Source organism: Comamonas sp. MYb396, assembly GCF_037479555.1.
GTDB lineage: Bacteria > Pseudomonadota > Gammaproteobacteria > Burkholderiales > Burkholderiaceae_C > Comamonas.
The window spans coordinates 533,409-556,634 of sequence record NZ_JBBGYU010000002.1 but is presented as its reverse complement, the minus strand read 5'-3'; the positions used below and the strand labels follow the sequence as shown (position 1 = coordinate 556,634).

The window sequence follows — 23,226 nt, the reverse complement described above, 5'->3', positions numbered from 1 at the left end:
GCAGCGGCGCAGACATGAACTTCTGGGATTTTCAAGCCAGCGCAAGGCGCCGCACCTGGGGACTGGTGGCCGCTTTTGCGCTGCTGGTGCTGGGCATTGCAGTGGGCGTGCACCTGGTGCTGGCGCTGGTGTTCTGGACGCCCGCGCTGGTGGCAGTAGCCTTCAGCCAACTGCGGCTGGAGCAGGTCGCCGTGCATTACCCGGCCGGTTTTCTGGCCACCAATATCGGCATCGTCAGCCTGATGGTGCTGGGCGGCGCCTGGATCAAGCGCAGCAATCTGCGCCAGGGCGGCCTGTACCTGGCCAGGCAGCTGGGCGCGCGCGAGCTGCGCCCATCGGTATCGCATGCCGAGCAGCAGTACCAGAACATTGTCGAGGAGCTGTGCATTGCCGCCGGCGCCCAGCGGCCCCAGGCCATGGTGCTGCCGCGTGACCGCTCGCTCAATGCCTTTGCCGCCGCCTGGGAAGCTGAGGATGCGGTGATCGTGGTGTCCATGGGCGCGCTGGAATACCTCAGCCGCGACGAACTCAAGGGCGTGGTCGCGCATGAACTGTCCCATCTGCACGAGGGCGATACGCGTCTCAACATGGAGCTGGCCGGCTATGTGTTCGGGCTGGAGATGCTGTTCAACTACGGGCGCGACTGGGTCGAGCGCGGCGTGTCGCTGTTTGGCCGGCCGCTGATGGCCGTGGGCTGGCTGGGCTGGTTGGCGGCGCAGGCGCTCAAGGCGGCCGTATCGCGCCAGCGCGAATACCTGGCCGATGCCCGCGCCGTGCAGTGGACCCGCAACCCCGATGGCCTGGGCCGCGTGCTGCGCAAGGCGCTGTGGCAGCAGGACTACCCCTTGCAGGCCGATGCCCTGCAGCCCCGTGGCGGCGCAGCCGGGGCCTATTCACCGCTGATGGAGCATATGCTGCTGCTGGAGGTGCACAGCATCGAAGAGATGCATGACTTCTGGCACCTGGGCGGCGCGCGCTGGCTGGCCAGCCACCCCAGCCTGGAAGAGCGGATCGCCCGCATCTATGGCGACGACGAAGCGCGCGAGGCGCTGCCGCTGCAGGACCCGGACCAGCGCTGGGTAAACCCTTTCAGCGCCCCCTTGCCGCAGGGCAAGCCCGGGGCTTCTTAAAAGCTAGCTGTCAACGCTTGGGCTTGGCGCTGCGGTACTGCGCCGCCCAGGATGCGACCTGCTGGGCCACCGGGTCGGGTGCAGGCACGGCTGCAGCCTGCTGGGCCAGTGCCTGCATCTGCAGCAGCGCATCGGCCACATTGACGGCGCTGGCCGTCATCGATGCGGCACGCAGCAGCACCACCAGGGCGCCGGCGCCGCCATCGGCCGGGCGCGCCTGCACAAAGGCCAGCACCTCGTTCTTCTGCACCAGCCAGCTGTGCACCCGGCCTTTGAGTACCGGCATGCGCCCGGGTGAGCCCAGGCCCTTGCCATGCACCACGCGCACGCAGCGCAGCCCCTGGCGCTGCGATTGGCGGATAAAGCTGCCCAGCGCCTGGCGCGCCTCGTCGGTGCGCAGGCCATGCAGGTCGATCTGGCGCTGGATGGTCCAGTGCCCCGCGCGCAGCTTGTGGACCACATCGCGGCCAATGCCCTTGCGCCGAAAGCTCAGCTGGTCGTCGGTGTCGAGCAGGGTGCTGGCGTCGAACTCGTCGCTCATCGCTTCGAGCAGCACGCGCTGCTCGTCGGCCCAGTGCTGCAGCGGCAGCGGATCGGGCGGAGGCGTTTCGGTGCTGATCTGGCCGCTGCTGGGCAGCGGGCGCACGGCGCCCACGGTCTGGCGAAACAGCTGGCGGTCGCGCTCGCTCTGGCGCAGCGCTTGCTGGCGGGCGGCTTCTTGCAGCTGGCGCTGGGCTGCCTGCTCGGCCTGCAAGGCCGTCAGCGCCTTGCGCAGCTGCTTGAGCTCCCGCAGGGATGCCACGCGGCCGGTTTTGTCCTGCTTACTCACATCTCACCTTCCTCGGCCATCGACAGTGCTGCTCCGGGCCCAACGATAATATGGTCCAGCACACGCACATCGACCAGGGACAAGGCGGCCTGCAAGCTCTGCGTGAGTTGCTTGTCCGCCTGGCTGGGCGTGACCTGGCCGCTGGGGTGATTGTGCGCCAAGATCACCGCTGCGCTGTGGTGGTGCAGTGCCCGCACCACCACTTCGCGCGGATAGACGCTGGCCTGGCCCAGGGTGCCCCGGAACAATTCCTCCAGCGCGATCAACTGGTGCTGGCTGTCGAGAAACAGCACGGCAAACACCTCATGCTGCTTGTGCGCCAGGTGCAACTGCACATAGGCTTTGACGGTGGAGGCACTACTGAGCAGGCTGCGCTGCTGCAGTTGCTGGGCCATCGCGCGCCGGGCCAGTTCCAGCACCGCGATCAGTTCGGCGCGCTTGGCCGGGCCCAGGCCCTTGACCTGGGAGAGTTCGGCGCTGCTGGCCTGCAGCAGGCCGTTGATGCCGCCAAAGCTGCCAACATTGCCAAGGGCATCGGGCGGCGCCAGCAGCTCGGCCGCCCATTGCAGCACGCTTTTGCCGGCCATGCCGGTGCGCAGCAGGATGGCCAGCAGCTCGGCATCAGTCAGCGCGCCGGCGCCCTTGGCGAGCAGTTTCTCGCGCGGCTGGCAGTCGCTGGGGAGGTCTTTGAGGGGCATGCAGTCCTTTCAGTCCGGCTGGCCGGTCACAGGGTGGGCGCCAGTCGGGCGGGGCAGGGGCGGTGCATGCCATGCGCAGGCAGGGGCAAGGCAGCAAAGATGGGTGTTCATCGGCACTCCTGGAGGTTCGCTGTCGGCCGGTGGCCTTGTGTCCGGGCAAAACTCCCCGTGGGGTCGGGTTCTGCCGGGCATCTTTTGATATAGGTTGCATGCAGGGGTTTCACCCTACAACCTACAATACACCCCAGTTTATAGGGATTTGCATGACTACTCCGATGGCCCCCGTGACGCCGCTGCCTGTTGATGCGCCAGTGGTACAACCCGGATCGTTTCTGACCTTGCACTACCGCCTGGCTGGCCCGGCGGGCGATGTGATCAACACCTTTGAAGGCAAGCCCGCGACCCTGTCGCTGGGCATGGGTGAGCTCTCGCCTGCGGTCGAGAACCTGCTGCTGGGTCTGCCCGAGGGTACGCATGCCACCTTCCACGTGCCCGCTGGCGAAGCCTTTGGTGAGCGCAACCCCGAGATGGTGCAGTGGGTGGCGCGCCGCCTGCTCAACGAGCTGGGCGACCCGATGGAGCAGTACACGCTGGGCGATGTGGTGCAGTTCCCCACCCCTGATGGTGCCAGCACCTACGCCGGTGTGGCGATGCAGGTGCGCGATGATGGCGCGGTGCAATTCGACTTCAACCACCCGCTGGCCAGCCAGCCGGTGACCTTTGAAGTCCAGCTGATCGGGGTGCTCTGAGCATGCTGCGGCCCCAGGAAATCGTATTGGCCGAGCCGCGTGGCTTTTGCGCCGGTGTGGACCGGGCGATCGAGATCGTCGAGCGTGCGATCGAGAAGTTTGGCGCGCCCATCTATGTGCGCCACGAGATCGTGCATAACACCTATGTGGTCAACGACCTCAAGGCCAAGGGCGCGATCTTCATAGAAGAGCTCGATGACGTGCCGCCAGGCGCCACCTTGATCTTCTCGGCCCATGGCGTGAGCAAGGCTGTGCAGCTGGAGGCCGAGCGCCGAGGCTTTAGCATTTTCGATGCCACCTGCCCGCTGGTGACCAAGGTCCATGTCGAAGTAGCCAAGCTGGCCAAAGAGGGCTATGAGTTCATCATGATCGGCCACAAGGGCCACCCCGAGGTCGAGGGTACGATGGGCCAGCTGTCCGAAGGCATCCACCTGGTCGAAGAGGTGGGCGATGTGGCCCATGTCCACCCCAGCCAGACCGACAAACTGGCGGTGGTGACCCAGACCACGTTGAGCGTGGACGATGCCGCCGAGATCACCGCTGCCGTCAAGCTGCGCTTTCCGCAGATCCGCGAGCCCAAGCAGCAAGATATTTGCTACGCGACGCAGAACCGCCAGGATGCCGTCAAGGTGATGAGCAGCCAGGTGGACCTGGTGATCGTTGTGGGCAGCCCCACCAGCTCCAACAGCAACCGCCTGCGCGAGCTGGCCGTCAAGCTGGGCACGCCGGGCTATATGGTGGACAACGCTGACGAGCTCCAGCCCGAATGGTTTGACGGCATCGCCCGCGTGGGCCTGACGGCAGGCGCCTCGGCCCCCGAGGTGCTGGTCAAGCAGGTGATCGAGCGCATCAAGGTGCTGGGCGCGACCTCGGTGCGCAAGATGGATGGCATCGAGGAAACGGTGAAATTCCCGCTGCCCAAGGGCCTGAAAATCGATGTCGGCGGGTTGGAGATTTCTGCACGATCTCCGGAGACGGGTCGCTGAACGAGGCCTTGTGGCCTGGCGGCTCGTCCACTCCCCCTTGATCGCGGTGGGCAGCGCCCACCTCCACCCCCTTTCATTGGGCAGGCCTAGGCGCTGCCCCACCCCAAGAGGTAATTCATGCTTGATATTTTGTTGCTTCGCAAAGACCTGGACTCGGTCATCGCCCGTTTGCAGACCCGCAAGAGCCCCCAGGCGTTTTTGAATGTCGAGGCCTTCAAGGCGCTGGAGGCAGAGCGCAAGACCATCCAGACCCGCACCGAAGAGCTGCAGGCCAAGCGCAACCAGCTGTCCAAGCAAATTGGCATGCTGATGGGCAAGGGCGAAAAGGACGCGGCCGAAGCGGCCAAGGCCGATGTGGCCGCGATGAAGACCGAGCTGGAGCAGTCGGCCACGCGCCTCGATGAACTGCAGGCCGAGCTGCAGGCCATGCTGGTGGCCGTGCCCAACCTGCCGCACGAAAGCGTGCCGGTGGGCGAGGACGAGTCGGCCAATGTCGAAGTGCGCCGCTGGGGCACGCCGCGCAGCTTTGATTTCGAGATCAAGGACCATGTCGATGTGGGCACGCCGCTGGGCCTGGACTTTGAGGCCGGCGTCAAGCTGACCGGCTCGCGCTTTACGGTGATGAAGGGCCCGATCGCCCGCCTGCACCGCGCGCTGGCGCAGTTCATGATTGACCTGCAGACCGAGCAGCATGGCTACACCGAGTGCTATGTGCCCTACATCGTCAACAGCGACTCGCTCAAGGGCACGGGCCAGCTGCCCAAGTTCGAGCAGGACCTGTTTGCCGCCAACAAGGGTGGCCAGGACGCCGAGCCGGTGCCCGATACCGCAGCGCTCTACCTGATCCCGACCTCGGAAGTGCCGCTCACCAACCTGGTGCGCGACGAAGTGCTGAGCGAAGACCAGCTGCCGATCAAGCTGACGGCGCACAGCCCCTGTTTCCGCTCGGAAGCGGGCTCGGCCGGCCGCGACACGCGTGGTCTGATCCGCCAGCACCAGTTCGACAAGGTCGAGATGGTGCAGGTGGTGCACCCGGACAAGAGCTACGAGGCGCTCGAAGAGATGACGCGCCATGCCGAAGACGTGCTGCAGCGCCTGGGCCTGCCGTACCGCGTGCTGGCGCTGTCCACCGGTGACATGGGCTTTGGCGCTGCCAAGACCTATGACCTGGAAGTCTGGCTGCCCGCGCAGAACACCTACCGCGAAATCAGCTCGGTCAGCAACTGCGAAGCCTTCCAGGCCCGCCGCATGCAGGCCCGCTTCAAGAACGCGCAAGGCAAGAACGAGCTGGTCCACACCTTGAACGGCTCGGGCCTGGCCGTGGGCCGCACCCTGGTGGCCGTGCTGGAGAACTACCAGAATGCCGACGGCTCGGTGACCGTGCCCGAAGCGCTGCAACCTTACCTGGGCGGCGTGGCCGTGCTGAAGGTCTAAGCTTTCAAGTCTTTCGTTCTACCAAGCCGGTGCAGCGATGCACCGGCTTTTTTTGCTGCCGCCTTATGCCAGCGCCAGGCGTGCCTCTCCCCACACCGGCATGTAAAACAGGCGTGGGCGCGGCAACTGTGCCATCCAGGCGCTGTAGCTGCGCGCGGCAATCTGGTGCAACTGGCGGATGTGCTGGGGCAACTGCGCCAGGATCTTCGCCTGGCTTTGCACAGCAGGGCCCACAGCGCTGCGCAGCTCGGGCGCGCCTTCATCGCACCAGTCACGCACGCTCTGGGCGGTGACCTCCAGATGGCCTTGGAAGGCCCAGTTCCGCCCATGCACAAAGCCCTTGTTCAGGCAGTGGCGGCCGTACATGCTGCGGGTGGCGCCTGGTGGAATCTCAAAGCTGTCGTAGTGCCAGTTGAATATGGTGGCCTCGGCGGGCAAGTCCATCTGCTCTTGGGCTTGGGGCGTGACCCAGACGCGGCTCCAGCCGATGTTGGCGCAGGGGTTGCGCCAGACGCGCGCGCCCATCGCACGGGCCAGCATCTGCGCGCCAAAGCAATGGCCGAGCACGGGCACGTCCGCCGCCAGCGCGTTTTGCAGCAGACAGCGCTCCTGCTCGATCCAGCGCAGCTGCTCATTGGCGCAATGGTTGCTGCCGAGCACAACGATGCCCCGGTAGTCACGCGCCCGCATGGCTGCGATGCCCTCGTTGCAGGGCCTGATCAATGCACAGGGGATGCCCTGCTGCTGCAAGTGCGCAAGCAGCACGCCCGGGCCCTGCGAGGTTTCATGCTGGAGGATGGCGACAGGTTTCATGGAGGCTGGCTTGCAGGTCAAGCCCTGGGTGGAGAGGCCTCCACTGTAGAAAGCCCGGCATTGAGCGCATATCTAGACTGCGCGGGCTGGCATCAAGATGGCGTCAAGGGGCGGCAACCTGCGTTGTGGTCTTTTTAGGCACCGCTGCAGCGCGCCGGGCTCCTCTCTATGATCGGCAGCAGGTGGCCTTACCGCAGTTGCGCCCGCACCCCGCCGGGCCGCAGCGGTGGGCCCCAGCCCTACACAGAAAGCTGAGGTAAAGCATGTCGGATCAAGCCTACCAACCGCCCAAGGTCTGGACCTGGGACAAAGGCAATGGGGGCGCTTTTGCCCATATCAACCGCCCCGAAGCGGGCGCCACGCATGACAAGCTGCTGCCGGTGGGCGAGCACCCCTTGCAGCTGTATTCGCTGGGCACGCCCAATGGCGTCAAGGTGACGATCATGCTCGAAGAGCTGCTGGAGCTGGGCATTGCCGAGGCCGAGTACGACGCCTGGCTGATCAATATCGGCGAAGGCGACCAATTTGGCAGCGGCTTTGTCGAGGTCAACCCCAACTCCAAGATTCCCGCGCTGCTCGACCGCAGTGGCAGCACGCCTGTGCGCGTGTTCGAGTCGGGCTCCATCCTGCTGCACCTGGCCGAGAAGTTTGGCCAGTTCCTGCCCAAGGAGGGCGCAGCCCGCACCGAGGTGCTGAACTGGCTGTTCTGGCAGGTGGGCAGTGCGGCCTTTCTGGGTGGCGGCTTTGGCCACTTCTATGCCTATGCGCCAGAGAAGATGGCCTACCCTATCAACCGCTATGCGATGGAAGTCAAGCGCCAGCTCGATGTGCTCAACCGCCAACTGGCCGAGCAGCGCTTTATTGCTGGGCAGGATTACAGCATTGCCGACATGGCTGCCTGGCCCTGGTATGGCGCGCTGCTGAACAACGAGGTCTACAACGCGGCCGAGTTCCTCGATGTCGATTCCTACCAGCATGTGCGCCGCTGGACCGATGAGATCGCGCAGCGCCCTGCGGTGCAGCGCGGTCAGCGGGTCAACAAGGTGCGGGGCAGCTCGCCGATGCCTGAGCGGCACAGCGCAGCGGACTTTCTGCGCTGATTCAGAAGCTGGCGTGCTGGGCCGATCAGGCGCGCCAGAAGTACCAGCCCGCCAGCACCAGGACCAGCACCACCACGAATACGGCCGTCCAGGCACCCGAGCTTTGCACCCGGCCCGGTTCATGGCCGGGGGCCATCCAGGCGGCGGTACCCGCAGGCTCGGACGCTGGGTGGCTGGGGGTGTTGGACTGGCGGTTCTCATCCAGCCATTGCTGCGGGTTGCCCGATTCAATGCGGTCCTTGGCATCCTTCAAGCCGATGCCGGTTGCATCCCGGAGCAGCTTGATGGCGATGATCTTGTCGCCCCGGGCCAAGGCTGCTTCGATGGCCGCGCGCAGCGCGGCACCTTCGCGTGGCGGCTCATGGCCGTCGCCGCCATCCAGCTGTGATTCCAGCGCATGCTTGGCTTCTGCCAGGCCCATGCCGGTTTCTTCGCGCAGGCGCTTGATGGCGGCAATCTTGTCGTTATTGCGCCAAAGCGACGCGATATGGGCGGGGATGGGAGCGGACATGGGCAAGGCTGCGGATGGTGGAGCAGCAGCCTTTGTACCCCGTTTGCGCGGCTGTGCTTATAGGACGGAGGCTGACATTAGCGCCTCCTGGATGGGCGCCTCAACCGGGTGTCCATCCCTTGGGTACGCGCGGCTTGTCAATGCCGGCCAGGCCGCAGAGCACATCGGCCATGCCTGAAAAATCCAGACCGCCGTGCTGGCTGGCGCGGGCCAGGCTGTAGGACTCGTGCACGGCCGCAGCCACCGGCATGGGCACCTTGCTGGCATGGGCGGCAGCGACGACCAGCGACATGTCCTTATGGGCCAGGTCGATCGTGAAGCCCGGCGTGGTGTCGCCCTGCAGCACCTTGTTGGCAAAGTTCATGCGCAGCTGGCCATTGGTGGCCGAGGTGCCCAGCAGCACCTGCAAGGTCTTGGTGATATCGAGGCCAAAGCGCTGCGACAGCGCCAGCGCCTCGGCATTCACCTGGGTCAGGGTGACGGCCAGGTAGTTGTTGACCAGCTTGGTGCGCCCGCCAGTGCCCACCGGGCCGCAGTGGTGCGTGGTGGTGCCCATCGCGTCGAGCAAGGGCTGCACGCGGGCCAGATCGGTGTCGCTCGCGCCCACCATGAAGAGCGATTCGCCCCGGTCGGCATGCTCGGCCAGGCGGCCCACGGGCGCATCCACCATCGTCAGGCCCTTGGCAGCGGCCTGCTGGGCCAGCCGGTCGGTGGCCAGCGGGTCGATGGTGCTCATGTCCATCAGAATGCTGCCGGGCTGCGCATGCGCAAAGATGCCGCCCTCGCCCAGCGCCGTCTGCTCCACCTCGACCGACGAGGGCAGCATGGTGACGATGATGCTGCAGTCGCGGGCCAGCTCCGCCACCCCGGCGCTGTGCGCGCCCATCGCGACCAGGTCCTTGACCGCTGTCGGGTTCAGGTCATGCACGACCAGTGCAAAACCCTTTTTGACGAGGTTGGCGGCCATGGGCTTGCCCATGCGGCCCAGGCCGATAAAACCGATCTTGTCTGCCATGCATGTCTCCTTGTTGGTATGCATCCATGATGGCAGGCGCGGGGCCCAGGGCCCTGTCAACCACAGGACATCAGCGGGGCAGCGCAAAGGCGGCCAGCACCTCCAGCACCGCAGCGGCTGCCGGGTTGTGGCTGCCATCGCGGCGGTGGGCCACGGCCATGGGGCGCATCAGCCGGGGCCAGAGCTGGCGCACCTGCACGCCAGGCAGCTGCAGCTGGTCTTCGACCTCTTCGAGCGGCAGGATCACGGCGCTTTGGCTGGCCGCTGCCAGGCTTTTGAGCGCGCCGGGGTAGCTGAGCGTGAGAAATGGGCGGGGATGGTGGCCTGCCTGCCCGAACCAGCCGGCAATCAGCCCATGCATTTGCGTGGCCGGCGCGAACGAGGCCCAGCGCTTGTCCGCCAACCAGTCCGGCGTCACCCGCTTGGGCGCCTTCCAGGCGGCGGGCAGCAGCACCACCATCGGGTCATTGCGCCAGGGCGTGAGCACAATCTCGGCGCTGCTGGGCTGGGGGCTGGCCACAATCGCCACATCCAGCGAGCCCGCGCGCAGGCGCTGCATCGCATCGGCCGAGCCCACCGCTTCGAGCTTGACCTCCACGCCCGGGCTGCGCTGGCTGAGTTGCTCCAGCATCATCGGCAAGAGGCGTGTGCTGACCCCTGCGGACACCCCCACCTTGACCAGACCTTCGCGGCCACTGGCGCGGCGCTGCACCAGGTCGATCAGCTCATCGCTGGCATCGAGCAGCTTGCGGCCTTGGGCCACCAGCACTTCGCCCGCTGCCGTGAGCACCGCCTGGCGCCGGCCGCGCAGCAGCAGGGCCGTGTCCATGCGCGCCTCCAGCTCCTTGATATGCAGGCTGATCGCCGGTGGCGACAGGTGCAGCGCTTGCGCCGCCGCGGCAAAGGTGCCCAGATCGGCAATGGCGACCAGGGTTTGCACCTGGTCGAGGTTGAGGTTTCGCATCAGTTTTTCTGAAGTGAATGCATAGGAAATTCAACTTTACAGAAGTCTGGCCGGCGCCGAGCATCGGTGTCCATGCAAAACCCTCGACCACTCCCTGACTCCTTGCCCCATCCGCCACCACCGGTGGCCAAGCTGCCGCTCGGCTGGCTGGCCCAGCGCTGGCATGGCTGGCTGGACCTGTGCCAGCGCGCCGAGCGCCACATCAGCGAGAACTTCCGGGTGCCACCAGGTGGTGGCTAAATGGGCGCATCGCTTCTCCATGGCGCCATCTGCCAGCGGCCGCCATCGAGCGCCAGCCGGTGCGTCAAGGCCAGCGCATCAAGCAGCGCCTCATCGTGCGAGACAACAACCAGGCAGCCCGGGTAGCTGCGCAGCATGTCCTCCAGCGCTTGCAGCGCGGCCAGGTCCAGGTGGTTGTCGGGCTCGTCCAGCAGCAAGAGCTGCGCGGGCGCATCGCGGTACAGCGCGCAGGCCATGGCGGCCTTGAGCCGTTCGCCACCACACAGCTGGCCGCTGGGCTGCAGAATGCAGCGCGCATCGAGCCCCAGCTGCGCCAGGCGCATGCGCAGCACGCCCTCCGGTGTCTGGCAGTTGCTTTGCTGCAGCTGGGCCAGCAGGCTGCGCGCCGGGTCGAGCCCGCTTTGCTGCTGGTCCAGCATGGCCCAGGGCACATGCACTTGCCGCTGTCCAGCGCTGGGGGCCAGCTGGCCGGCCAGGATCTGCAGCAGGCTGCTTTTGCCGCTGCCATTGGGCCCTGTGATGGCCAGGCGCTGGCCCGCGCGCAGCTGCAGGTTCAGGGGCTGCGCACCAGGCAGGCGTGGTGACTGCAGCGCCTGCAGCTCGGCAACGACGGCATCGCTGCTGCGGCCCCGGTCAAAGGCCTCGGCCGGCAGCTGCCAGTGGAGGGGGCCGGCCTGCCAGGCTATGGCCTGGGCCGCTTCGCTGACGCGGGTGTTCAGCGCCTCACGGGCAGCGGCATGCTGGACCAGCAGCTTGCCCGACGTGGCCTCTGCGCGCTGCTTGGCGCCGCCCAGCAAGATCTTGGCCTGGTTGGCTTGCTTGCCCTCTTTTGCGCCTCTGGCCTGCCTGCGCTCCTGCCGCTCTTGCTGCGCGCGCAGCGCTTGCTCGCTGCGTTTGCGCTCCTGCTTGCTGCGGGCCAGTGCATCCGCCGCCAGTTGCGTGCGCTGCTGCTGGGCCTGCTGGTAGCCGCCAAAGGAGCGGCTGTACAGCTGCAGCCCCTGGCTGCTCAGCTCGGCGATCGTCTCCATCTGCGCAAGCAGGCGCCGGTCATGGCTGATCAGCAGCAGGCCGCCGGGCCAGTGCTGCAGGCGCTGCGCCAGTGCGGCGCGGCCAGCGGCATCGAGGTGGTTGCTGGGCTCGTCCAGAATCAGAAAATCGGCCTGGGCCCGTTGCGCGCCCAAGAGCGCCACGCGCATCGCCTGGCCGCCGCTCAATGCGCTGGCCGGGGTCTCTGCGGGCAGCGCGGGCAAGCCGCTGTCTTGCAGCAGCGTCTGGAACTGCTGGCGCAGATCCCAGCGCTCGGCCAGCAAGGCAAAGTCTTGCGGGTCGCTGCTGCCCTGCTCGATGCGCTGCAAGGCCGCCAGCGCAGGTGCCAGGCCGGCCAGCGCGGCAATGCTTTGGGCAGGGTGCTGCACCAGCAGGTTCTGCGCCAGGTAGTGGATGCGGCCAGCGCGGCTGATGCGGCCGCGCGTCGGCTCGAGCTCGCCTGCCAGCAGCCTTGCGAGCACCGTTTTGCCCACGCCATTGCGGCCGACCAGCGCGGTGTGCTGGCGGTCAAAGCGGGCGTGGAGATCGGAGAAAAGTGGCCGGCCTTGCGGCAGCGAATAGGAGACGCCATGCAGCGCCAAATGTGTGTCTGTCATACCTGTGCGATGTCATTGATGCCGAACATCCCCGCGCCATGGCTGGTGAGCCTGCAGCCTGGGCACCCCTTAGACGGGGCAGCCGCTGCGATCAAGGGGCGGGACGTGGGGCCGTCAGCAAGACGGCAGCATCAATGGCGCATGGGTAGAAGACCTCGCACAGGTAAAGAAGCGGCCCATTGTAGGCCGCATGCCGCAGCGGTCAAGGCTGCGGCCGGCAGACCCTCAGCCCATCATGGATGCAAACGCTTGCTGGTACTGCTGCAGCTTGTGCGGGTAGTGGGCTGCACCGGTGTCAAACACCCAGTGCCCGATCGCAGGCGCGGGCGCCAGCCCCAGGCTGTGCAGCTGGTGCAGGGCATCGAGCTGGGTCTTGAAGCCATGCAGCATGGGGCCGTTGACGTCTTCATCGGAGTGGATGCCGGTGTCCAGAATGCTGGGCGCGATCGCGACGCTGCGCGCGCCGCGCAACTGGCCAACGCGCAGTGCGCAGGCCACGGCGGCCGCGCTGGTCGCCGGGCTCCAGTCCTCGGGGTGGCCCATGCCGATGACCAGGATGGCAGCGGCTTGCGCGGCGCCCGCAGGCGGGGTGATGAGCAGCGTCTCGAGCGGCTGGGCGCGGAAGGCGCCATCACGCCGGGCCTGGGCCAGCTGGCCGCCCAGGGCGGCATCGAGGTTGGCCAGGCCACCGGCCAAGGGCTGGTGGTCCACTTCATGCGTGAACATGCAGGCGCAGGAGAGATCGACCTGCGCGCCGGTGGCGTCCACGGTGACAAGTTCTATCTTTACGCCACGGTACTGGCCGATCTCGGCACGTTCTACTGCTGCTGCCATGTTGGGGTCTCCTGTCAAGCGGGGTTGCACTGCGGCCCGGTGCCGCAGGCGTGATCGCTCGATCGTACCCAGCTCCTCAATGGGGTGCAGCGGACGGCCCATTTTTCGGAGTGTGGGGGCCTTCGTCATGGGCCTCTTGCTGCGCCAGCTGCTCCTGCAGCAGCTCGACAAAGGCGCGCACCTTGACCGGGCGAAAGCGCGCGGCCGGAAACACCGCATGGATGCCACCCGAGGGCAGCTTCCAGTCGGGCAGCACCTGCAGCAGCCGGCCGCTGTGCAGGTCGTCGGCGACGGCATAGTCGGGCAGCACCGACAGGCCTGCGCCGTGGCGCACGGCCTCGCGCACGGCCATCGTGGCGTTGAGCGACAGCACCGAGGGCATATTGACATTCTGGCGCTCCAGCGGATTGCGCGAAAAGCTCCAGTGCAGCGGTTCGCGCAGCGCGGTGTTGGCGACAAAGGGCAGGGCGCTCAACTGCTGGGGCTCCAGGATGCCGGACAGCTGGCTGCGCCAGGCGGGTGCGGCCACCAGCAGCTGGCGAAAGCTGCCGATCTGGCGCGCCTGCAGATGCAGTTCAGTGAGCCAGCCCACGCGGATGGCCAGCTCTACCTGGCCGTCCATCAAATCCAGCGACTGGTCGCTGAGCGAGGCATCGACCTTGCACTGCGGGTAGCGGCGGCAGAACGCGGTAATTGCCGGCACGATGGCGGCGATGCCGTAGTCGAGCGGGGCGGTCAGCCGCAAGGTGCCCGAGGGTGCCTCGGCGCTCTGGGCCAGCTCGTCAAACGCGTCTGCCGCTTCCTTGAGGATCAGTGCGCAGCGCTGGTAGAAGGCCTGGCCCGCATCGGTGGGGGCCACCTTGCGCGTGCTGCGGGTGAGCAGACTGGTGCGGAAGTCGGCCTCCAGCCGCGCCACCTGCTGGCTGACCACGGCCTTGGTGATGCCCAGGCGCTCGGCGGCGGCGGTAAAGCTGCCGGCCTCGACCACCGCACTGAAATAGGCCAGGCGCTTGAGGTTGGAGAAGTGGCCAAGGCTGGCCTCGTCGACATTGTTTGCTTTTTGCATACGGATTATCTATTTGATATCTATTTATTTGTCAATTCAAAGCGCCTACTATGGCGGCATTGCCTTTGATATGGAATAGATATGAAACGCCTGTACTACATTTTTGACCCCCTGTGCGGCTGGTGCTATGGCGCGGGCCCGCTGCTGGAAAGCCTGGTGCAGCGCAGTGGCGAGCAGCTGCAGCTGCTGCCCAGCGGCCTTTTCTCGGGCGAGGGGGCCCGCCCCATGGATGAGGCTTTTGCGGCTTATGCCTGGAGCAATGACCAGCGTATCGAGCGCCTGACCGGCCAGCCCTTTAGCCAGCGCTACCGCAGCGAGGTGCTGGACAAGCCCCAGCAGATGTTTGACAGCGGCCCGGCCACCGTGGCGCTGACCGCCGTGCACCTGACCGCGCCACAGCGCGAGGCCGAAGCGCTCAAGGCGATACAGCATGCGCGCTATGTCGATGGGCTGGACAACACGGCCATCCCGGTGTTGCTGGAGTTGCTGCGCGGCCTGGGCCTGCATGGTGCGGCTGCCCGGTTGGCGCAGCCCGATGCCGCTTTGCTGGAGGCCAACAATGCCCGCATGGCCCAGGCGCGGCAGCTGGTGCGCGAGCTGGGCGCCCAAGGCGTGCCCAGCTTTGTGCTGGAGCGCGATGGCCAGCGCCAGCTGCTCAACGCAAGCACCGCTTTTTCCAAGCCCGAAGCCTTTGTGGCGCAGTGGCTGGCCGCCTGAATCTGTACGGAGACTCTGTATGACCACCAGCAACCTGGACACCATTGCCGCCACCTATGAAGGCAGCCCCGAGGACAACGCCCGCCATCTGATGGCCGCGCTCGCCCCCGAGGTGCTGTGGATCGAGGCAGCAGGCTCGCCCTATGCGGGCCAGTATGTGGGCGCCGCGCAGATCGTGGAGGGTGTCTTTGCAAGGATTGGCAGCGACTGGGCGGTGTTCGGCGTTCAGGTGCATACCTACCTGGCCGATGGTGACCGGGTGGCCGCCTTTGGCCGCTACAGCGGCACCCACCGCGCCAGTGGCAAAGCGATGGAGGCGAGCTTTTCGCACCTCTACCAGCTGCGCGATGGCCAGATCATCCGCATGGAGCAGGTGGTGGACAGCGCCGCCATGCTGCAAGCGATGCAGCCATGACGGCCATGCACAGCGCCGACGAACTGCGTCAGCTGCAAGTGCTGGCGGCCCAGCTGCAAGCGGGCCACTGGCATGCCGCCCACGATGGCGTGCAGCGCATCCCCGGCCTCATGGCCGCCTGGTTGCACGGCATCGTGCACTTGCAGGAAGGCGATCTGGAAGACGCCGAGAACTGGTATGAGCGGGCCGGCAAACGCTTTCGCCAGCGCGAGAGTCTGGCCCTGGAGTTGGAAAAGCTGCAGGCGGCGATTGCGCAAGCTATTGCAGAGCGCATCGCTGCCGATGTCTGAATCCCTGGGGTGCAGCCTCGCCTGTGCCCCCTTTCCTTGAACCTGTTTTGAAAGCAAACACGACCATGAAACAACGCTACTACACGCTGTCGGCCTGCGCACTGGCTGCTGCCCTGTTGGCCGGCTGTGAGCGCAGCAGCACGGCATCGGCGCCTGCTGCGCCAGCTGCCAGTGCGCCGGCAGCCCCCGCGCCGGCCGACACCCAGCAAGCTGCCCTGCGCACCGAGGTCTTCAACCCGGGCGAGCAGGCGATCTTTGCCGTGTCCTCGGTGCTGGTGCAGGGCAAGAGCGAGGTGCTGCTGATCGATGCGCAGTTCTCGGCCGAGCAGGCGCGCAAGCTGGCCGACAAGATCAAGGCCACCGGCAAGCGCCTGACAACCATCTATATCAGCCATGGTGACCCGGACTTCTACTTTGGTCTGGACACCCTGCAGGCCGCGTTCCCCGAGGCCAAGATGGTGGCCACACCGCAGACCATTGCCCATATCGAGGCCACCAAGGATGCCAAGCTCAAGGTCTGGGGGCCGCAGCTGGGCGAGAACGCACCCAAGCAGCTGGTGGTGCCCCAGCCGCTGCAAGGCGACAGCCTGCAGGTCGATGGCCAGGCCTTGCAGCTGATCGGCCTCGATGGCCCGACACCCGACCGCACCGTGGTCTGGATTCCGTCGATCAAGACGGTGGCCGGTGGCATCCCGGTGCTGGCCGGTGAGCATGTCTGGATGGCCGATACCCAGACGCCGCAGTCGCACAGCGACTGGCTGGCGATGCTGGCGCGCATCAAGGCATTGAACCCGGAGGTCGTGATCCCCGGCCACTTTGCCGGCGCGATGCCCGCTGGCACGGCGGCTGTGGACTTTACCGCCGACTACATCCGCGCCTTTGACGAGGAAACAGCCAAGGCCAAGGACGGCGCGGCGCTGGAAGCGGCGATGAAGCAGCGCTTCCCCAACCTGGGCGGCCTCGAAGGCCTGGCGCTGAGCGCCAAGGTCGCCAAGGGCGAGATGCAGTGGCACTGATGAAGGCTTGACAGGCCTTATCGAGCGGCACCCCGGCGGGATCGAGCCATCCCCGCCGGGGTGCATTGCTTTTTGCCTACAATGCGTGTTTTGGCTGGAATCTCCAGCCCCTTTGGCGTGCGCGCCAGATTCCAGGCCTTTTTCCGTTGTTTGTTAATGCAGCACATTCGTAATTTTTCCATCATTGCCCATATTGACCATGGCAAGTCGACCTTGGCGGACCGCCTGATCCAGTATTGCGGAGGCCTGGCCGAGCGCGACATGGAGGCACAGGTGCTGGACTCGATGGACATCGAGAAAGAGCGTGGCATCACGATCAAGGCGCAGACGGCGGCCTTGCAGTACAAGGCCAAGGACGGCAAGGTCTACAACCTCAACCTGATCGACACCCCCGGCCACGTGGACTTCTCCTATGAAGTCTCGCGCTCGCTGTCGGCCTGCGAAGGCGCGCTGCTGGTGGTCGATGCCTCCCAAGGCGTCGAAGCCCAGACGGTGGCCAACTGCTACACCGCGCTGGACCTGGGCGTGGAAGTGTTTGCCGTGCTCAACAAGATGGATCTGCCCAATGCCGACCCGGACAATGCCAAGGCCGAGATCGAGGATGTGATCGGCATTGATGCGAGCGATGCGATTCCCTGCTCGGCCAAGACCGGCATGGGCATTGAAGAAATTCTGGAAGCCGTGGTGGCCAAGGTGCCGCCACCCAAGGGCGAGCCCGAGGCGCCCCTGCGCGCGATGATCGTGGACAGCTGGTTTGACCCCTATGTGGGCGTCGTGATGCTGGTGCGCGTGGTTGATGGCCAGCTCAAGAAGAACGAGCGCTTCAAGATGATGGCTACCGGCGCGGCCTACGAAGCCAACAGCCTGGGCGTGTTCACGCCCGCCAACGAGTCGCGCGATGTGCTCAGGGCCGGCGAGGTGGGCTACATCATTGCCGGCATCAAGGAGCTCAAGGCCGCCAAGGTGGGCGACACCATCACCCTGGAAAAGAAGCTGCCCAACAACCTCGGCCCGGCCAGCGCGCCGCTGCCGGGCTTCAAGGAGGTCAAATCCCAGGTGTTTGCCGGCCTGTACCCGACCGAAGCCTCCGAATACGACCAGCTGCGCGATGCGCTGGAAAAACTCCAGCTCAATGACGCGGCGCTGCACTACGAGCCCGAAGTCTCGCAGGCGCTGGGCTTTGGCTTTCGCTGCGGCTTCCTGGGCCTGCTGCACATGGAAATCGTGCAGGAGCGCCTGGAGCGCGAGTTCGACCAGGACCTGATCACCACCGCGCCCAGCGTGGTCTACCAGGTGCTCAAGGCCGATGGCGAACTCGTCGATGTGGAAAATCCCTCGAAGATGCCCGATGCCGGCCGTCTCGAAGAGGTGCGCGAACCGATCGTGACCGTGCACCTCTATATGCCCCAGGACTATGTCGGCCCGGTGATGACCCTGGCCAACCAGAAGCGCGGTGTGCAGATGGACATGGCCTACCACGGCCGCCAAGTGATGCTCACCTATGAGATGCCACTGGGCGAGATCGTGCTGGACTTCTTTGACAAGCTCAAATCGGTCTCGCGTGGCTATGCCTCGATGGACTACGAGTTCAAGGAATACCGGGCCTCCGACGTGGTCAAGGTCGACATCCTGCTCAACGGCGAGAAGGTGGACGCGCTGTCCATCATCGTGCACCGCTCGCAGTCGGTCTACCGTGGCCGTGCGGTGGTGGCCAAGATGCGCGAAATCATCAGCCGCCAGATGTTCGATGTGGCGATCCAGGCGGCGATTGGTGCCAACATCATCGCCCGCGAAACGGTCAAGGCCATGCGCAAGAACGTGCTGGCCAAGTGCTATGGTGGCGACATCACGCGTAAGCGCAAGCTGCTCGAAAAGCAGAAGGCCGGCAAGAAGCGCATGAAGCAGATCGGCTCGGTGGAAGTGCCCCAAGAGGCGTTCCTGGCGATCTTGCAAGTGGACGATTAAGAAGAGAAGAAGCCAAGAACAACGCTATGCAACTCCTGACAACACTGATTCTGGCCGCTTTTGTGGCCTATATGGGCGCCTGGTACAGCGGCGCCATCGAAGGCAATTTTGCACTGCTGCTGTTTTTGGCCACGGTGATCACCGGCGCCTACTGGCTGGCAGAGCGCTTTTACTTCTTCCCCCGGCGCCAGGCGGCCGCTGCCCAGCTCGAGGCCTCGGCGGCCGAGCGGCGCCGGCAGCTCGATGCCCAGGGCATCACCAAGGTCGACGGCGACGATGTGCAAGAGGGCAAGACGCGCCTTCTGATGCAGCCCTGGTGGCTGGACTGGACCGCAGGCCTCTTCCCGGTGATCGCCGTGGTCTTCATCCTGCGCTCCTTCCTGTTCGAGCCCTTCAAGATTCCGTCGGGCTCGATGATTCCCACCTTGCAGGTGGGCGACCTGATCCTGGTCAACAAGTTCACCTATGGGGTGCGCCTGCCGGTGATCAACAAGAAGATCACCGAAGGCACGGCGCCCAAGCGCGGCGATGTGATGGTGTTCCGCTACCCGCCGCAGCCGAGCATGGACTACATCAAGCGTGTGGTCGGTGTGCCCGGGGATGAGGTGGCCTACATCAACAAGCGCTTGACCATCAATGGCAAGGCGGTGCCGACGACCAACCAGCCCGATTACTTCGAGCAGGATGCGATGCGCTACTTCAAGCAGATTGAAGAGCAGCTGGGCGACAAGCCACACCGCTCCATCATCAACCCGGACGTGCCCAACTTCGTGCAGGGCGTGACGGACTTCAAGTACAAGGACAACTGCCGCTACAGCGTCGAGGGCGTGACCTGCAAGGTGCCCGAAGGCCATTACTTCATGATGGGCGACAACCGCGACAACTCGTTGGATTCCCGTTACTGGGGCTTTGTGCCGGATGCCAATATTGTCGGCCGGGCCTTCTTTGTCTGGATGAATTTCGGTAACATCAAGCGTATCGGACCGTTTAACTAAAAAAGTTTTCTAAGAGGGATTGACTATGCAGGCTATGAAACAAGCACCCCGGCAGCGCCAGCGCGGCATGTCGTTCATCGGTGTGGTGCTCTGGGGTTTCATCATCGTGGCCCTGGCCATTGTGGGCAGCAAGGCAGTCCCGATCGTGATCGAGAACATGAACATCAAGAAGGCCACCGTCAAGGCGGCCCGCCAGGGCACGACGGTGCAGGAAGTGCGCGCCATCTATGAGCGCTCGCAGGCGATTGATGACATGACCTCGGTCAATGCCAAGGATTTGGAAGTGACCAAAGACACGGACGGCAAGATTGTGGTGTCCTACAGCTACGAGCGGGACATCCCCTTGTACGGGCCAGCCTTTCTGGTCTTCCGTTTTAACGATAGTGTGAAGTAGGTGGAATCAGAACTCAGTCGATTGCAGGAACGCCTGCAGTATTCTTTTGCGAACGGTGCGTTGCTGCAGCGAGCGGTAACGCACCGTAGTTTTTGTGCGGATCACAATGAGCGCCTGGAGTTTCTGGGCGACTCGGTGCTGGGCCTGGCGGTATCGACGATGCTGTTCCAGAAGCTCAAGGGCACCCCGGAGGGCGAGCTCTCGCGCATGCGCGCCAACCTGGTCAAGCAAGACACCTTGCACCAGATTGCGCTGCGCCTGCAGCTGGCCAAGGTGCTGCGCCTGGGCGAAGGCGAGTCCAAATCGGGCGGGCGTGAGCGCCCCTCGATCCTCGCCGATGCGGTCGAGGCGATTATTGGAGCGGTTTACTTGGATGCCGGCTACACGCAGGCCGAGGCGATCGTGCATCATCTCTATGAGCGTGTCGAAATCTCGCAGCACATGCCCGCCGCATCCAAGGATGCCAAGACGGCGCTGCAGGAGTGGCTGCAGGCACGCAAGAAATCGGTGCCGGAGTACGTGGTGACCAGCACAACCGGGGCTGCGCATGCGCAGACCTTCCATGTCGACTGTGTGGTGCCGGCCTTCCAGGCCCGCAGCGAAGGCGCTGGCGCATCGCGCCGTGCGGCCGAGCAGGCGGCAGCCGCCATCATGTTGCAACAACTGCAGACCCAGCATCGCTAAGCTTTTTATGACCTCGAAAAAAACCCCATCTCCAAGCGCTGCTGGCCAAGACCCTGCAGAGCTGTTGCCTTCGGGCCAGACCCTCTCTGACCTAGACGCGATGCTGGCAGCCGCCAAGCCCGGCGCGACTGTAGCCCGCGTCAGCGCCCCGGATGCCGGCCAGGCCGAGGCGCCCGCCGCACCCGCAGCACCTACCGGCCCGCAGCGCTGCGGCCTGATTGCCATCGTCGGCAAGCCCAATGTGGGCAAGTCCACGTTGATGAATGCGCTGGTCGGCCAGAAGATCTCGATCACCTCGCGCAAGGCGCAGACTACGCGCCACCGCATCACCGGCATCCGCACGAAGGACAACACCCAGTTTGTGTTTGTCGATACGCCGGGCTTTCAGACCCGCCACTCGCGCGCCTTGAACAAGTCGCTCAACAAGACGGTGATGGGCGCCATCGGCGATGTCGACCTGATCCTGTTTGTGGTGGAAGCGGGCAGTTTCACCTTGGCCGATGCCAAGGTGCTGTCGCTGTTCAAGCCCGGCATTCCCACCTTGCTGATTGCCAACAAGCTCGACACCGTGCACCGCCGCCATGAGATTGCGCCCTGGCTGCGCGACATGCAGGAGCGCCATCCCTTTGCCGAGTTCGTGCCGATGTCGGCCAAGAACAAGGGCGATATCGAGCGCCTGTTCGGCATCTGCGAAAAGTACCTGCCCGAGCAGGCCTGGTTCTACGGACCGGAAGAACTGACCGACCGCAGCGAGAAGTTTCTCGCGTCCGAGACCGTGCGCGAAAAGCTTTTCCGTTTTACCGGCGATGAGCTGCCCTACACCTCGACGGTCGTTATCGACAAGTTCGACGAGGAGCCCAGCAAGACGCATGGCCGCTTCATGCGCATTGCAGCGACCATCGTTGTCGAGCGCGATGGCCACAAGGCCATGGTGATTGGCGAAAAGGGCGAAAAGCTCAAGCGCATCAGCACCGAGGCACGCCAGGAGCTGGAAAAGCTGCTTAACGCCAAGGTGTTCCTGGAAGTCTGGGTCAAGGTCAAGTCCGGCTGGGCCGATGACGAGGCCCGGGTCAAGTCCTTCGGCTACGAATAAGCGCCAAGGGGCGCAACACCGGCGCACCGCCTGCTGTGCCCGGTTGGCGCCCAGCGCCTGGTACCTGACCTCTTCTGTGGCCCCAACGGGGTCACGTACTGCACCCCCTGAGCCATGGCTGTCAAGCGCGTCAATGAGGAACCGGCCTATATCCTGCACCGGTACGACTGGAGCGAATCCAGCCTGGTGCTGGAATGCTTTACCCGGCACCGGGGACGCGTGGCCCTGGTCGCCAAGGGCGTTAAAAAACCCACCTCCAACTTTAGGCCGGTGCTGCTGGCCTTGCAGCCGCTGCGCCTGTCCTGGGGCATTGCGGGCGAGGGGGCCTCGGACATCCACACGCTCAAAAGCGCCGAGTGGGTCGGCGGCCACACGATGCCGGTGGGCGCGGGCCTGCTCTCGGGCCTGTACCTCAATGAGCTGCTGATGCGGCTGCTGGCGCGCGAAGACCCGTTTGCCAACCTGTTCGACATCTATGCCGGTGTGGTGCGGGTGCTGGCCACCGACCATGGGGAGGTGCTCGAGCCCGTGCTGCGCGCCTTTGAGCTGCTGCTGCTGCGCGAGTTGGGGCTGCTGCCATCGCTGGCGGCGCAAACCCTGTCGCTGCAGCCGCTCCAGCCCGCCACGCGCTATGTGCTGGTGCCCGATGCCGGCCTGCGCGAGGCCCATGGGCAGGACAGGGCAGGGCTCAGCGGTGCACAATGGGAGGACTTGGAGCAAGCGCTGTCCGCTGCAAATCCCTATCCTGCGGTGCTCAGGGCTTGCGTGTTGTGCGCCGCAGAGTTAAAAGTTCAGTTGCGTACGCTGCTGCAACACCATTGTGGTCAGCCGGTATTGCGTACGCGCCAGTTGATGATGGATATCCAATCACTATGACTACCCCCGTGAAAACTGCCCTGTCTATCAACCTCAACAAGGTGGCACTGGTGCGTAACACCCGCCACCTGGATATCCCCAGCGTGACGCGCGCGGCACGTCTGTGCCTGGAAGCGGGCGCGCAGGGGATCACCGTGCACCCCCGGCCGGACGAGCGCCATATCCGCCCGGGCGATGTGGAGCGGCTGGCCGATGTGATCGCCACCTGGCCGGTCAAGCGTGAGTACAACATCGAAGGCAATCCTTTCCAGAATCTGATGACCTATGTGCGCCAGTACCGTCCGCACCAGGCCACCTTTGTGCCCGATGGCGAAGACCAGTTCACCAGCGACCATGGCTGGAACTTTCCGCAAGACGCCGAGCGCCTCAAGCCGCTGGTGGACGAGTGCAAGGCGCTGGGCGTGCGCGTGAGCCTGTTCATGGACCCGATCCCCGAGCAGATGGCCGCTGCCAAGGCGGTGGGCGCCGACCGGGTTGAGCTCTACACCGAGCCCTATGCAGCCGCCTTTGGCACGCCCGAGCAAAGTGTGCAGCTGGCGCGCTATGTGGCCGCTGCCAAGGCGGCGCAGGCCGTGGGCCTGGGCGTCAATGCCGGCCATGACCTGAGCCTGCGCAACCTCACTCCCTTTGTGACCCATGTGCCCCAGGTGCTGGAAGTGTCGATCGGCCACGCCTTTGTCACCGATGCGCTGGAGATGGGTTACGCCGAAGCCGTGCGTGCCTACCGCCGCTCGCTCGATGCCCGCGCCGATGGCGTGCTGCTCTAAGC

At 65.1% G+C, this 23,226-nt stretch carries 26 protein-coding genes; 17 read left to right on the top strand and 9 right to left on the bottom strand.

Annotated elements, in window-relative coordinates:
• Window positions 1–14: 14 nt before the first annotated feature.
• The gene (locus WH265_RS06660) at window positions 15–1,130 is read left to right on the top strand and encodes a M48 family metalloprotease (RefSeq protein ID WP_339557741.1); all 1,116 of its coding nucleotides are present in this window, start codon (window positions 15–17) and stop codon (window positions 1,128–1,130) included.
• A gap of 10 nt (window positions 1,131–1,140) precedes the next feature.
• On the opposite strand, the gene WH265_RS06655 is transcribed toward WH265_RS06660, so the two are convergent.
• Window positions 1,141–1,959, bottom strand: coding sequence for a Smr/MutS family protein (locus tag WH265_RS06655; protein WP_339557740.1), 819 nt, complete (start codon window positions 1,957–1,959; stop codon window positions 1,141–1,143).
• On the bottom strand, window positions 1,956–2,657 hold the full coding sequence (radC, locus tag WH265_RS06650) for a RadC family protein (RefSeq protein WP_339557739.1): 702 nt from the start codon (window positions 2,655–2,657) through the stop codon (window positions 1,956–1,958). The genes WH265_RS06655 and radC overlap by 4 nt, the downstream gene beginning before the upstream one ends.
• Before the next feature lie 263 nt (window positions 2,658–2,920).
• Between radC and WH265_RS06645 the strand changes: the two genes are divergently transcribed.
• The 3 genes from WH265_RS06645 (at window position 2,921) to serS (ending at window position 5,826) form a co-directional block, all read left to right on the top strand.
• The gene (locus WH265_RS06645; protein ID WP_230775199.1) at window positions 2,921–3,406 is read left to right on the top strand and encodes an FKBP-type peptidyl-prolyl cis-trans isomerase; all 486 of its coding nucleotides are present in this window, start codon (window positions 2,921–2,923) and stop codon (window positions 3,404–3,406) included.
• A 2-nt stretch (window positions 3,407–3,408) separates the two neighbouring features.
• Window positions 3,409–4,392, top strand: coding sequence for a 4-hydroxy-3-methylbut-2-enyl diphosphate reductase (ispH, locus tag WH265_RS06640; RefSeq protein WP_021026409.1), 984 nt, complete (start codon window positions 3,409–3,411; stop codon window positions 4,390–4,392).
• A 117-nt stretch (window positions 4,393–4,509) separates the two neighbouring features.
• Window positions 4,510–5,826 carry a serine--tRNA ligase gene (gene serS / locus WH265_RS06635; RefSeq protein ID WP_021026410.1) on the top strand — a complete coding sequence of 439 codons (1,317 nt, stop codon included), beginning with the start codon at window positions 4,510–4,512 and terminating at the stop codon, window positions 5,824–5,826.
• Between the two features lie 63 nt (window positions 5,827–5,889).
• On the opposite strand, the gene WH265_RS06630 is transcribed toward serS, so the two are convergent.
• Window positions 5,890–6,639 (bottom strand): type 1 glutamine amidotransferase, encoded by a 750-nt coding sequence (locus tag WH265_RS06630; protein WP_339557738.1) that lies wholly within the window; start codon window positions 6,637–6,639, stop codon window positions 5,890–5,892.
• 263 nt (window positions 6,640–6,902) lie between these two features.
• Here WH265_RS06630 and yghU point away from each other — a divergent pair, with 263 nt between their 5' ends.
• The gene (yghU, locus tag WH265_RS06625; protein ID WP_339557737.1) at window positions 6,903–7,739 is read left to right on the top strand and encodes a glutathione-dependent disulfide-bond oxidoreductase; all 837 of its coding nucleotides are present in this window, start codon (window positions 6,903–6,905) and stop codon (window positions 7,737–7,739) included.
• Between the two features lie 25 nt (window positions 7,740–7,764).
• Here yghU and WH265_RS06620 read toward each other — a convergent pair whose 3' ends face one another.
• From WH265_RS06620 to WH265_RS06610, 3 genes are all read right to left on the bottom strand, one after another.
• Window positions 7,765–8,250, bottom strand: a complete 486-nt coding sequence (locus WH265_RS06620) for a hypothetical protein (protein WP_339557736.1) — start codon at window positions 8,248–8,250, stop codon at window positions 7,765–7,767.
• A gap of 100 nt (window positions 8,251–8,350) precedes the next feature.
• Window positions 8,351–9,289, bottom strand: a complete 939-nt coding sequence (locus WH265_RS06615) for an NAD(P)-dependent oxidoreductase (RefSeq protein WP_339557735.1) — start codon at window positions 9,287–9,289, stop codon at window positions 8,351–8,353.
• 46 nt (window positions 9,290–9,335) lie between these two features.
• Window positions 9,336–10,229: a LysR family transcriptional regulator gene (locus WH265_RS06610; protein WP_339557734.1), complete on the bottom strand. Its 894-nt coding sequence runs from the start codon at window positions 10,227–10,229 to the stop codon at window positions 9,336–9,338.
• Window positions 10,230–10,301: 72 nt separating this feature from the next.
• Between WH265_RS06610 and WH265_RS06605 the strand changes: the two genes are divergently transcribed.
• Window positions 10,302–10,469 carry a hypothetical protein gene (locus WH265_RS06605; RefSeq protein WP_339557733.1) on the top strand — a complete coding sequence of 56 codons (168 nt, stop codon included), beginning with the start codon at window positions 10,302–10,304 and terminating at the stop codon, window positions 10,467–10,469.
• Here WH265_RS06605 and WH265_RS06600 read toward each other — a convergent pair.
• The 3 genes from WH265_RS06600 to WH265_RS06590 all read right to left on the bottom strand — a co-directional run bounded on the left by WH265_RS06600 (window position 10,466) and on the right by WH265_RS06590 (window position 14,012).
• Window positions 10,466–12,112 carry an ABC-F family ATP-binding cassette domain-containing protein gene (locus tag WH265_RS06600; protein WP_339557732.1) on the bottom strand — a complete coding sequence of 549 codons (1,647 nt, stop codon included), beginning with the start codon at window positions 12,110–12,112 and terminating at the stop codon, window positions 10,466–10,468. The two genes, WH265_RS06605 and WH265_RS06600, sit on opposite strands and share 4 nt — an antisense overlap.
• A 225-nt stretch (window positions 12,113–12,337) precedes the next feature.
• A complete protein-coding gene (locus WH265_RS06595; protein ID WP_339557731.1) occupies window positions 12,338–12,946 on the bottom strand; it encodes a M17 family peptidase N-terminal domain-containing protein in 609 nt (202 codons plus the stop codon).
• Window positions 12,947–13,022: 76 nt separating this feature from the next.
• Window positions 13,023–14,012 carry a LysR family transcriptional regulator gene (locus WH265_RS06590; RefSeq protein ID WP_339557730.1) on the bottom strand — a complete coding sequence of 330 codons (990 nt, stop codon included), beginning with the start codon at window positions 14,010–14,012 and terminating at the stop codon, window positions 13,023–13,025.
• An 81-nt stretch (window positions 14,013–14,093) separates the two neighbouring features.
• Between WH265_RS06590 and WH265_RS06585 the strand changes: the two genes are divergently transcribed.
• The 11 genes from WH265_RS06585 to WH265_RS06535 all read left to right on the top strand — a co-directional run bounded on the left by WH265_RS06585 (window position 14,094) and on the right by WH265_RS06535 (window position 23,224).
• Window positions 14,094–14,729, top strand: a complete 636-nt coding sequence (locus WH265_RS06585) for a DsbA family protein (RefSeq protein WP_339557729.1) — start codon at window positions 14,094–14,096, stop codon at window positions 14,727–14,729.
• A gap of 19 nt (window positions 14,730–14,748) precedes the next feature.
• Window positions 14,749–15,144 carry a nuclear transport factor 2 family protein gene (locus WH265_RS06580; protein ID WP_312989074.1) on the top strand — a complete coding sequence of 132 codons (396 nt, stop codon included), beginning with the start codon at window positions 14,749–14,751 and terminating at the stop codon, window positions 15,142–15,144.
• A complete protein-coding gene (locus WH265_RS06575) occupies window positions 15,141–15,434 on the top strand; it encodes a hypothetical protein (protein WP_339557728.1) in 294 nt (97 codons plus the stop codon). Before WH265_RS06580 ends, WH265_RS06575 begins: the two co-directional genes overlap by 4 nt.
• 65 nt (window positions 15,435–15,499) lie before the next feature.
• Window positions 15,500–16,450 (top strand): MBL fold metallo-hydrolase, encoded by a 951-nt coding sequence (locus tag WH265_RS06570; protein ID WP_339557727.1) that lies wholly within the window; start codon window positions 15,500–15,502, stop codon window positions 16,448–16,450.
• 156 nt (window positions 16,451–16,606) lie between these two features.
• Window positions 16,607–18,415 carry a translation elongation factor 4 gene (gene lepA / locus WH265_RS06565; RefSeq protein ID WP_021026425.1) on the top strand — a complete coding sequence of 603 codons (1,809 nt, stop codon included), beginning with the start codon at window positions 16,607–16,609 and terminating at the stop codon, window positions 18,413–18,415.
• Between the two features lie 26 nt (window positions 18,416–18,441).
• A complete protein-coding gene (lepB, locus tag WH265_RS06560; protein ID WP_021026426.1) occupies window positions 18,442–19,410 on the top strand; it encodes a signal peptidase I in 969 nt (322 codons plus the stop codon).
• A gap of 25 nt (window positions 19,411–19,435) precedes the next feature.
• Window positions 19,436–19,804, top strand: a complete 369-nt coding sequence (locus tag WH265_RS06555) for a DUF4845 domain-containing protein (protein WP_339557726.1) — start codon at window positions 19,436–19,438, stop codon at window positions 19,802–19,804.
• Window positions 19,805–20,488 carry a ribonuclease III gene (rnc, locus tag WH265_RS06550; RefSeq protein ID WP_339557725.1) on the top strand — a complete coding sequence of 228 codons (684 nt, stop codon included), beginning with the start codon at window positions 19,805–19,807 and terminating at the stop codon, window positions 20,486–20,488.
• 100 nt (window positions 20,489–20,588) lie between these two features.
• Window positions 20,589–21,581 carry a GTPase Era gene (era, locus tag WH265_RS06545; RefSeq protein ID WP_312989079.1) on the top strand — a complete coding sequence of 331 codons (993 nt, stop codon included), beginning with the start codon at window positions 20,589–20,591 and terminating at the stop codon, window positions 21,579–21,581.
• Between the two features lie 114 nt (window positions 21,582–21,695).
• Window positions 21,696–22,457 carry a DNA repair protein RecO gene (gene recO / locus WH265_RS06540; protein ID WP_021026430.1) on the top strand — a complete coding sequence of 254 codons (762 nt, stop codon included), beginning with the start codon at window positions 21,696–21,698 and terminating at the stop codon, window positions 22,455–22,457.
• A complete protein-coding gene (locus WH265_RS06535; protein WP_027010795.1) occupies window positions 22,454–23,224 on the top strand; it encodes a pyridoxine 5'-phosphate synthase in 771 nt (256 codons plus the stop codon). Before recO ends, WH265_RS06535 begins: the two co-directional genes overlap by 4 nt.
• Window positions 23,225–23,226: the final 2 nt, after the last annotated feature.

Excerpts from the sequence above, each read along its gene's own strand:
- yghU (WP_339557737.1), top strand. The coding sequence starts at position 6,903 with ATGTCGGATCAAGCCTACCAACCGCCCAAGGTCTGGACCTGGGACAAA.
- WH265_RS06585 (WP_339557729.1), top strand. The coding sequence starts at position 14,094 with ATGAAACGCCTGTACTACATTTTTGACCCCCTGTGCGGCTGGTGCTAT.
- ispH (WP_021026409.1), top strand. The coding sequence starts at position 3,409 with ATGCTGCGGCCCCAGGAAATCGTATTGGCCGAGCCGCGTGGCTTTTGC.
- WH265_RS06590 (WP_339557730.1), bottom strand. The coding sequence starts at position 14,012 with ATGCAAAAAGCAAACAATGTCGACGAGGCCAGCCTTGGCCACTTCTCC.
- WH265_RS06555 (WP_339557726.1), top strand. The coding sequence starts at position 19,436 with ATGCAGGCTATGAAACAAGCACCCCGGCAGCGCCAGCGCGGCATGTCG.
- WH265_RS06595 (WP_339557731.1), bottom strand. The coding sequence starts at position 12,946 with ATGGCAGCAGCAGTAGAACGTGCCGAGATCGGCCAGTACCGTGGCGTA.
- lepA (WP_021026425.1), top strand. The coding sequence starts at position 16,607 with ATGCAGCACATTCGTAATTTTTCCATCATTGCCCATATTGACCATGGC.
- WH265_RS06580 (WP_312989074.1), top strand. The coding sequence starts at position 14,749 with ATGACCACCAGCAACCTGGACACCATTGCCGCCACCTATGAAGGCAGC.
- radC (WP_339557739.1), bottom strand. The coding sequence starts at position 2,657 with ATGCCCCTCAAAGACCTCCCCAGCGACTGCCAGCCGCGCGAGAAACTG.
- lepB (WP_021026426.1), top strand. The coding sequence starts at position 18,442 with ATGCAACTCCTGACAACACTGATTCTGGCCGCTTTTGTGGCCTATATG.
- WH265_RS06535 (WP_027010795.1), top strand. The coding sequence starts at position 22,454 with ATGACTACCCCCGTGAAAACTGCCCTGTCTATCAACCTCAACAAGGTG.
- WH265_RS06570 (WP_339557727.1), top strand. The coding sequence starts at position 15,500 with ATGAAACAACGCTACTACACGCTGTCGGCCTGCGCACTGGCTGCTGCC.
- WH265_RS06610 (WP_339557734.1), bottom strand. The coding sequence starts at position 10,229 with ATGCGAAACCTCAACCTCGACCAGGTGCAAACCCTGGTCGCCATTGCC.
- WH265_RS06575 (WP_339557728.1), top strand. The coding sequence starts at position 15,141 with ATGACGGCCATGCACAGCGCCGACGAACTGCGTCAGCTGCAAGTGCTG.
- WH265_RS06630 (WP_339557738.1), bottom strand. The coding sequence starts at position 6,639 with ATGAAACCTGTCGCCATCCTCCAGCATGAAACCTCGCAGGGCCCGGGC.
- WH265_RS06605 (WP_339557733.1), top strand. The coding sequence starts at position 10,302 with ATGCAAAACCCTCGACCACTCCCTGACTCCTTGCCCCATCCGCCACCA.
- serS (WP_021026410.1), top strand. The coding sequence starts at position 4,510 with ATGCTTGATATTTTGTTGCTTCGCAAAGACCTGGACTCGGTCATCGCC.
- recO (WP_021026430.1), top strand. The coding sequence starts at position 21,696 with ATGGCTGTCAAGCGCGTCAATGAGGAACCGGCCTATATCCTGCACCGG.
- WH265_RS06660 (WP_339557741.1), top strand. The coding sequence starts at position 15 with ATGAACTTCTGGGATTTTCAAGCCAGCGCAAGGCGCCGCACCTGGGGA.
- WH265_RS06615 (WP_339557735.1), bottom strand. The coding sequence starts at position 9,289 with ATGCATACCAACAAGGAGACATGCATGGCAGACAAGATCGGTTTTATC.
- WH265_RS06600 (WP_339557732.1), bottom strand. The coding sequence starts at position 12,112 with ATGACAGACACACATTTGGCGCTGCATGGCGTCTCCTATTCGCTGCCG.
- WH265_RS06645 (WP_230775199.1), top strand. The coding sequence starts at position 2,921 with ATGACTACTCCGATGGCCCCCGTGACGCCGCTGCCTGTTGATGCGCCA.
- era (WP_312989079.1), top strand. The coding sequence starts at position 20,589 with ATGCTGGCAGCCGCCAAGCCCGGCGCGACTGTAGCCCGCGTCAGCGCC.
- WH265_RS06620 (WP_339557736.1), bottom strand. The coding sequence starts at position 8,250 with ATGTCCGCTCCCATCCCCGCCCATATCGCGTCGCTTTGGCGCAATAAC.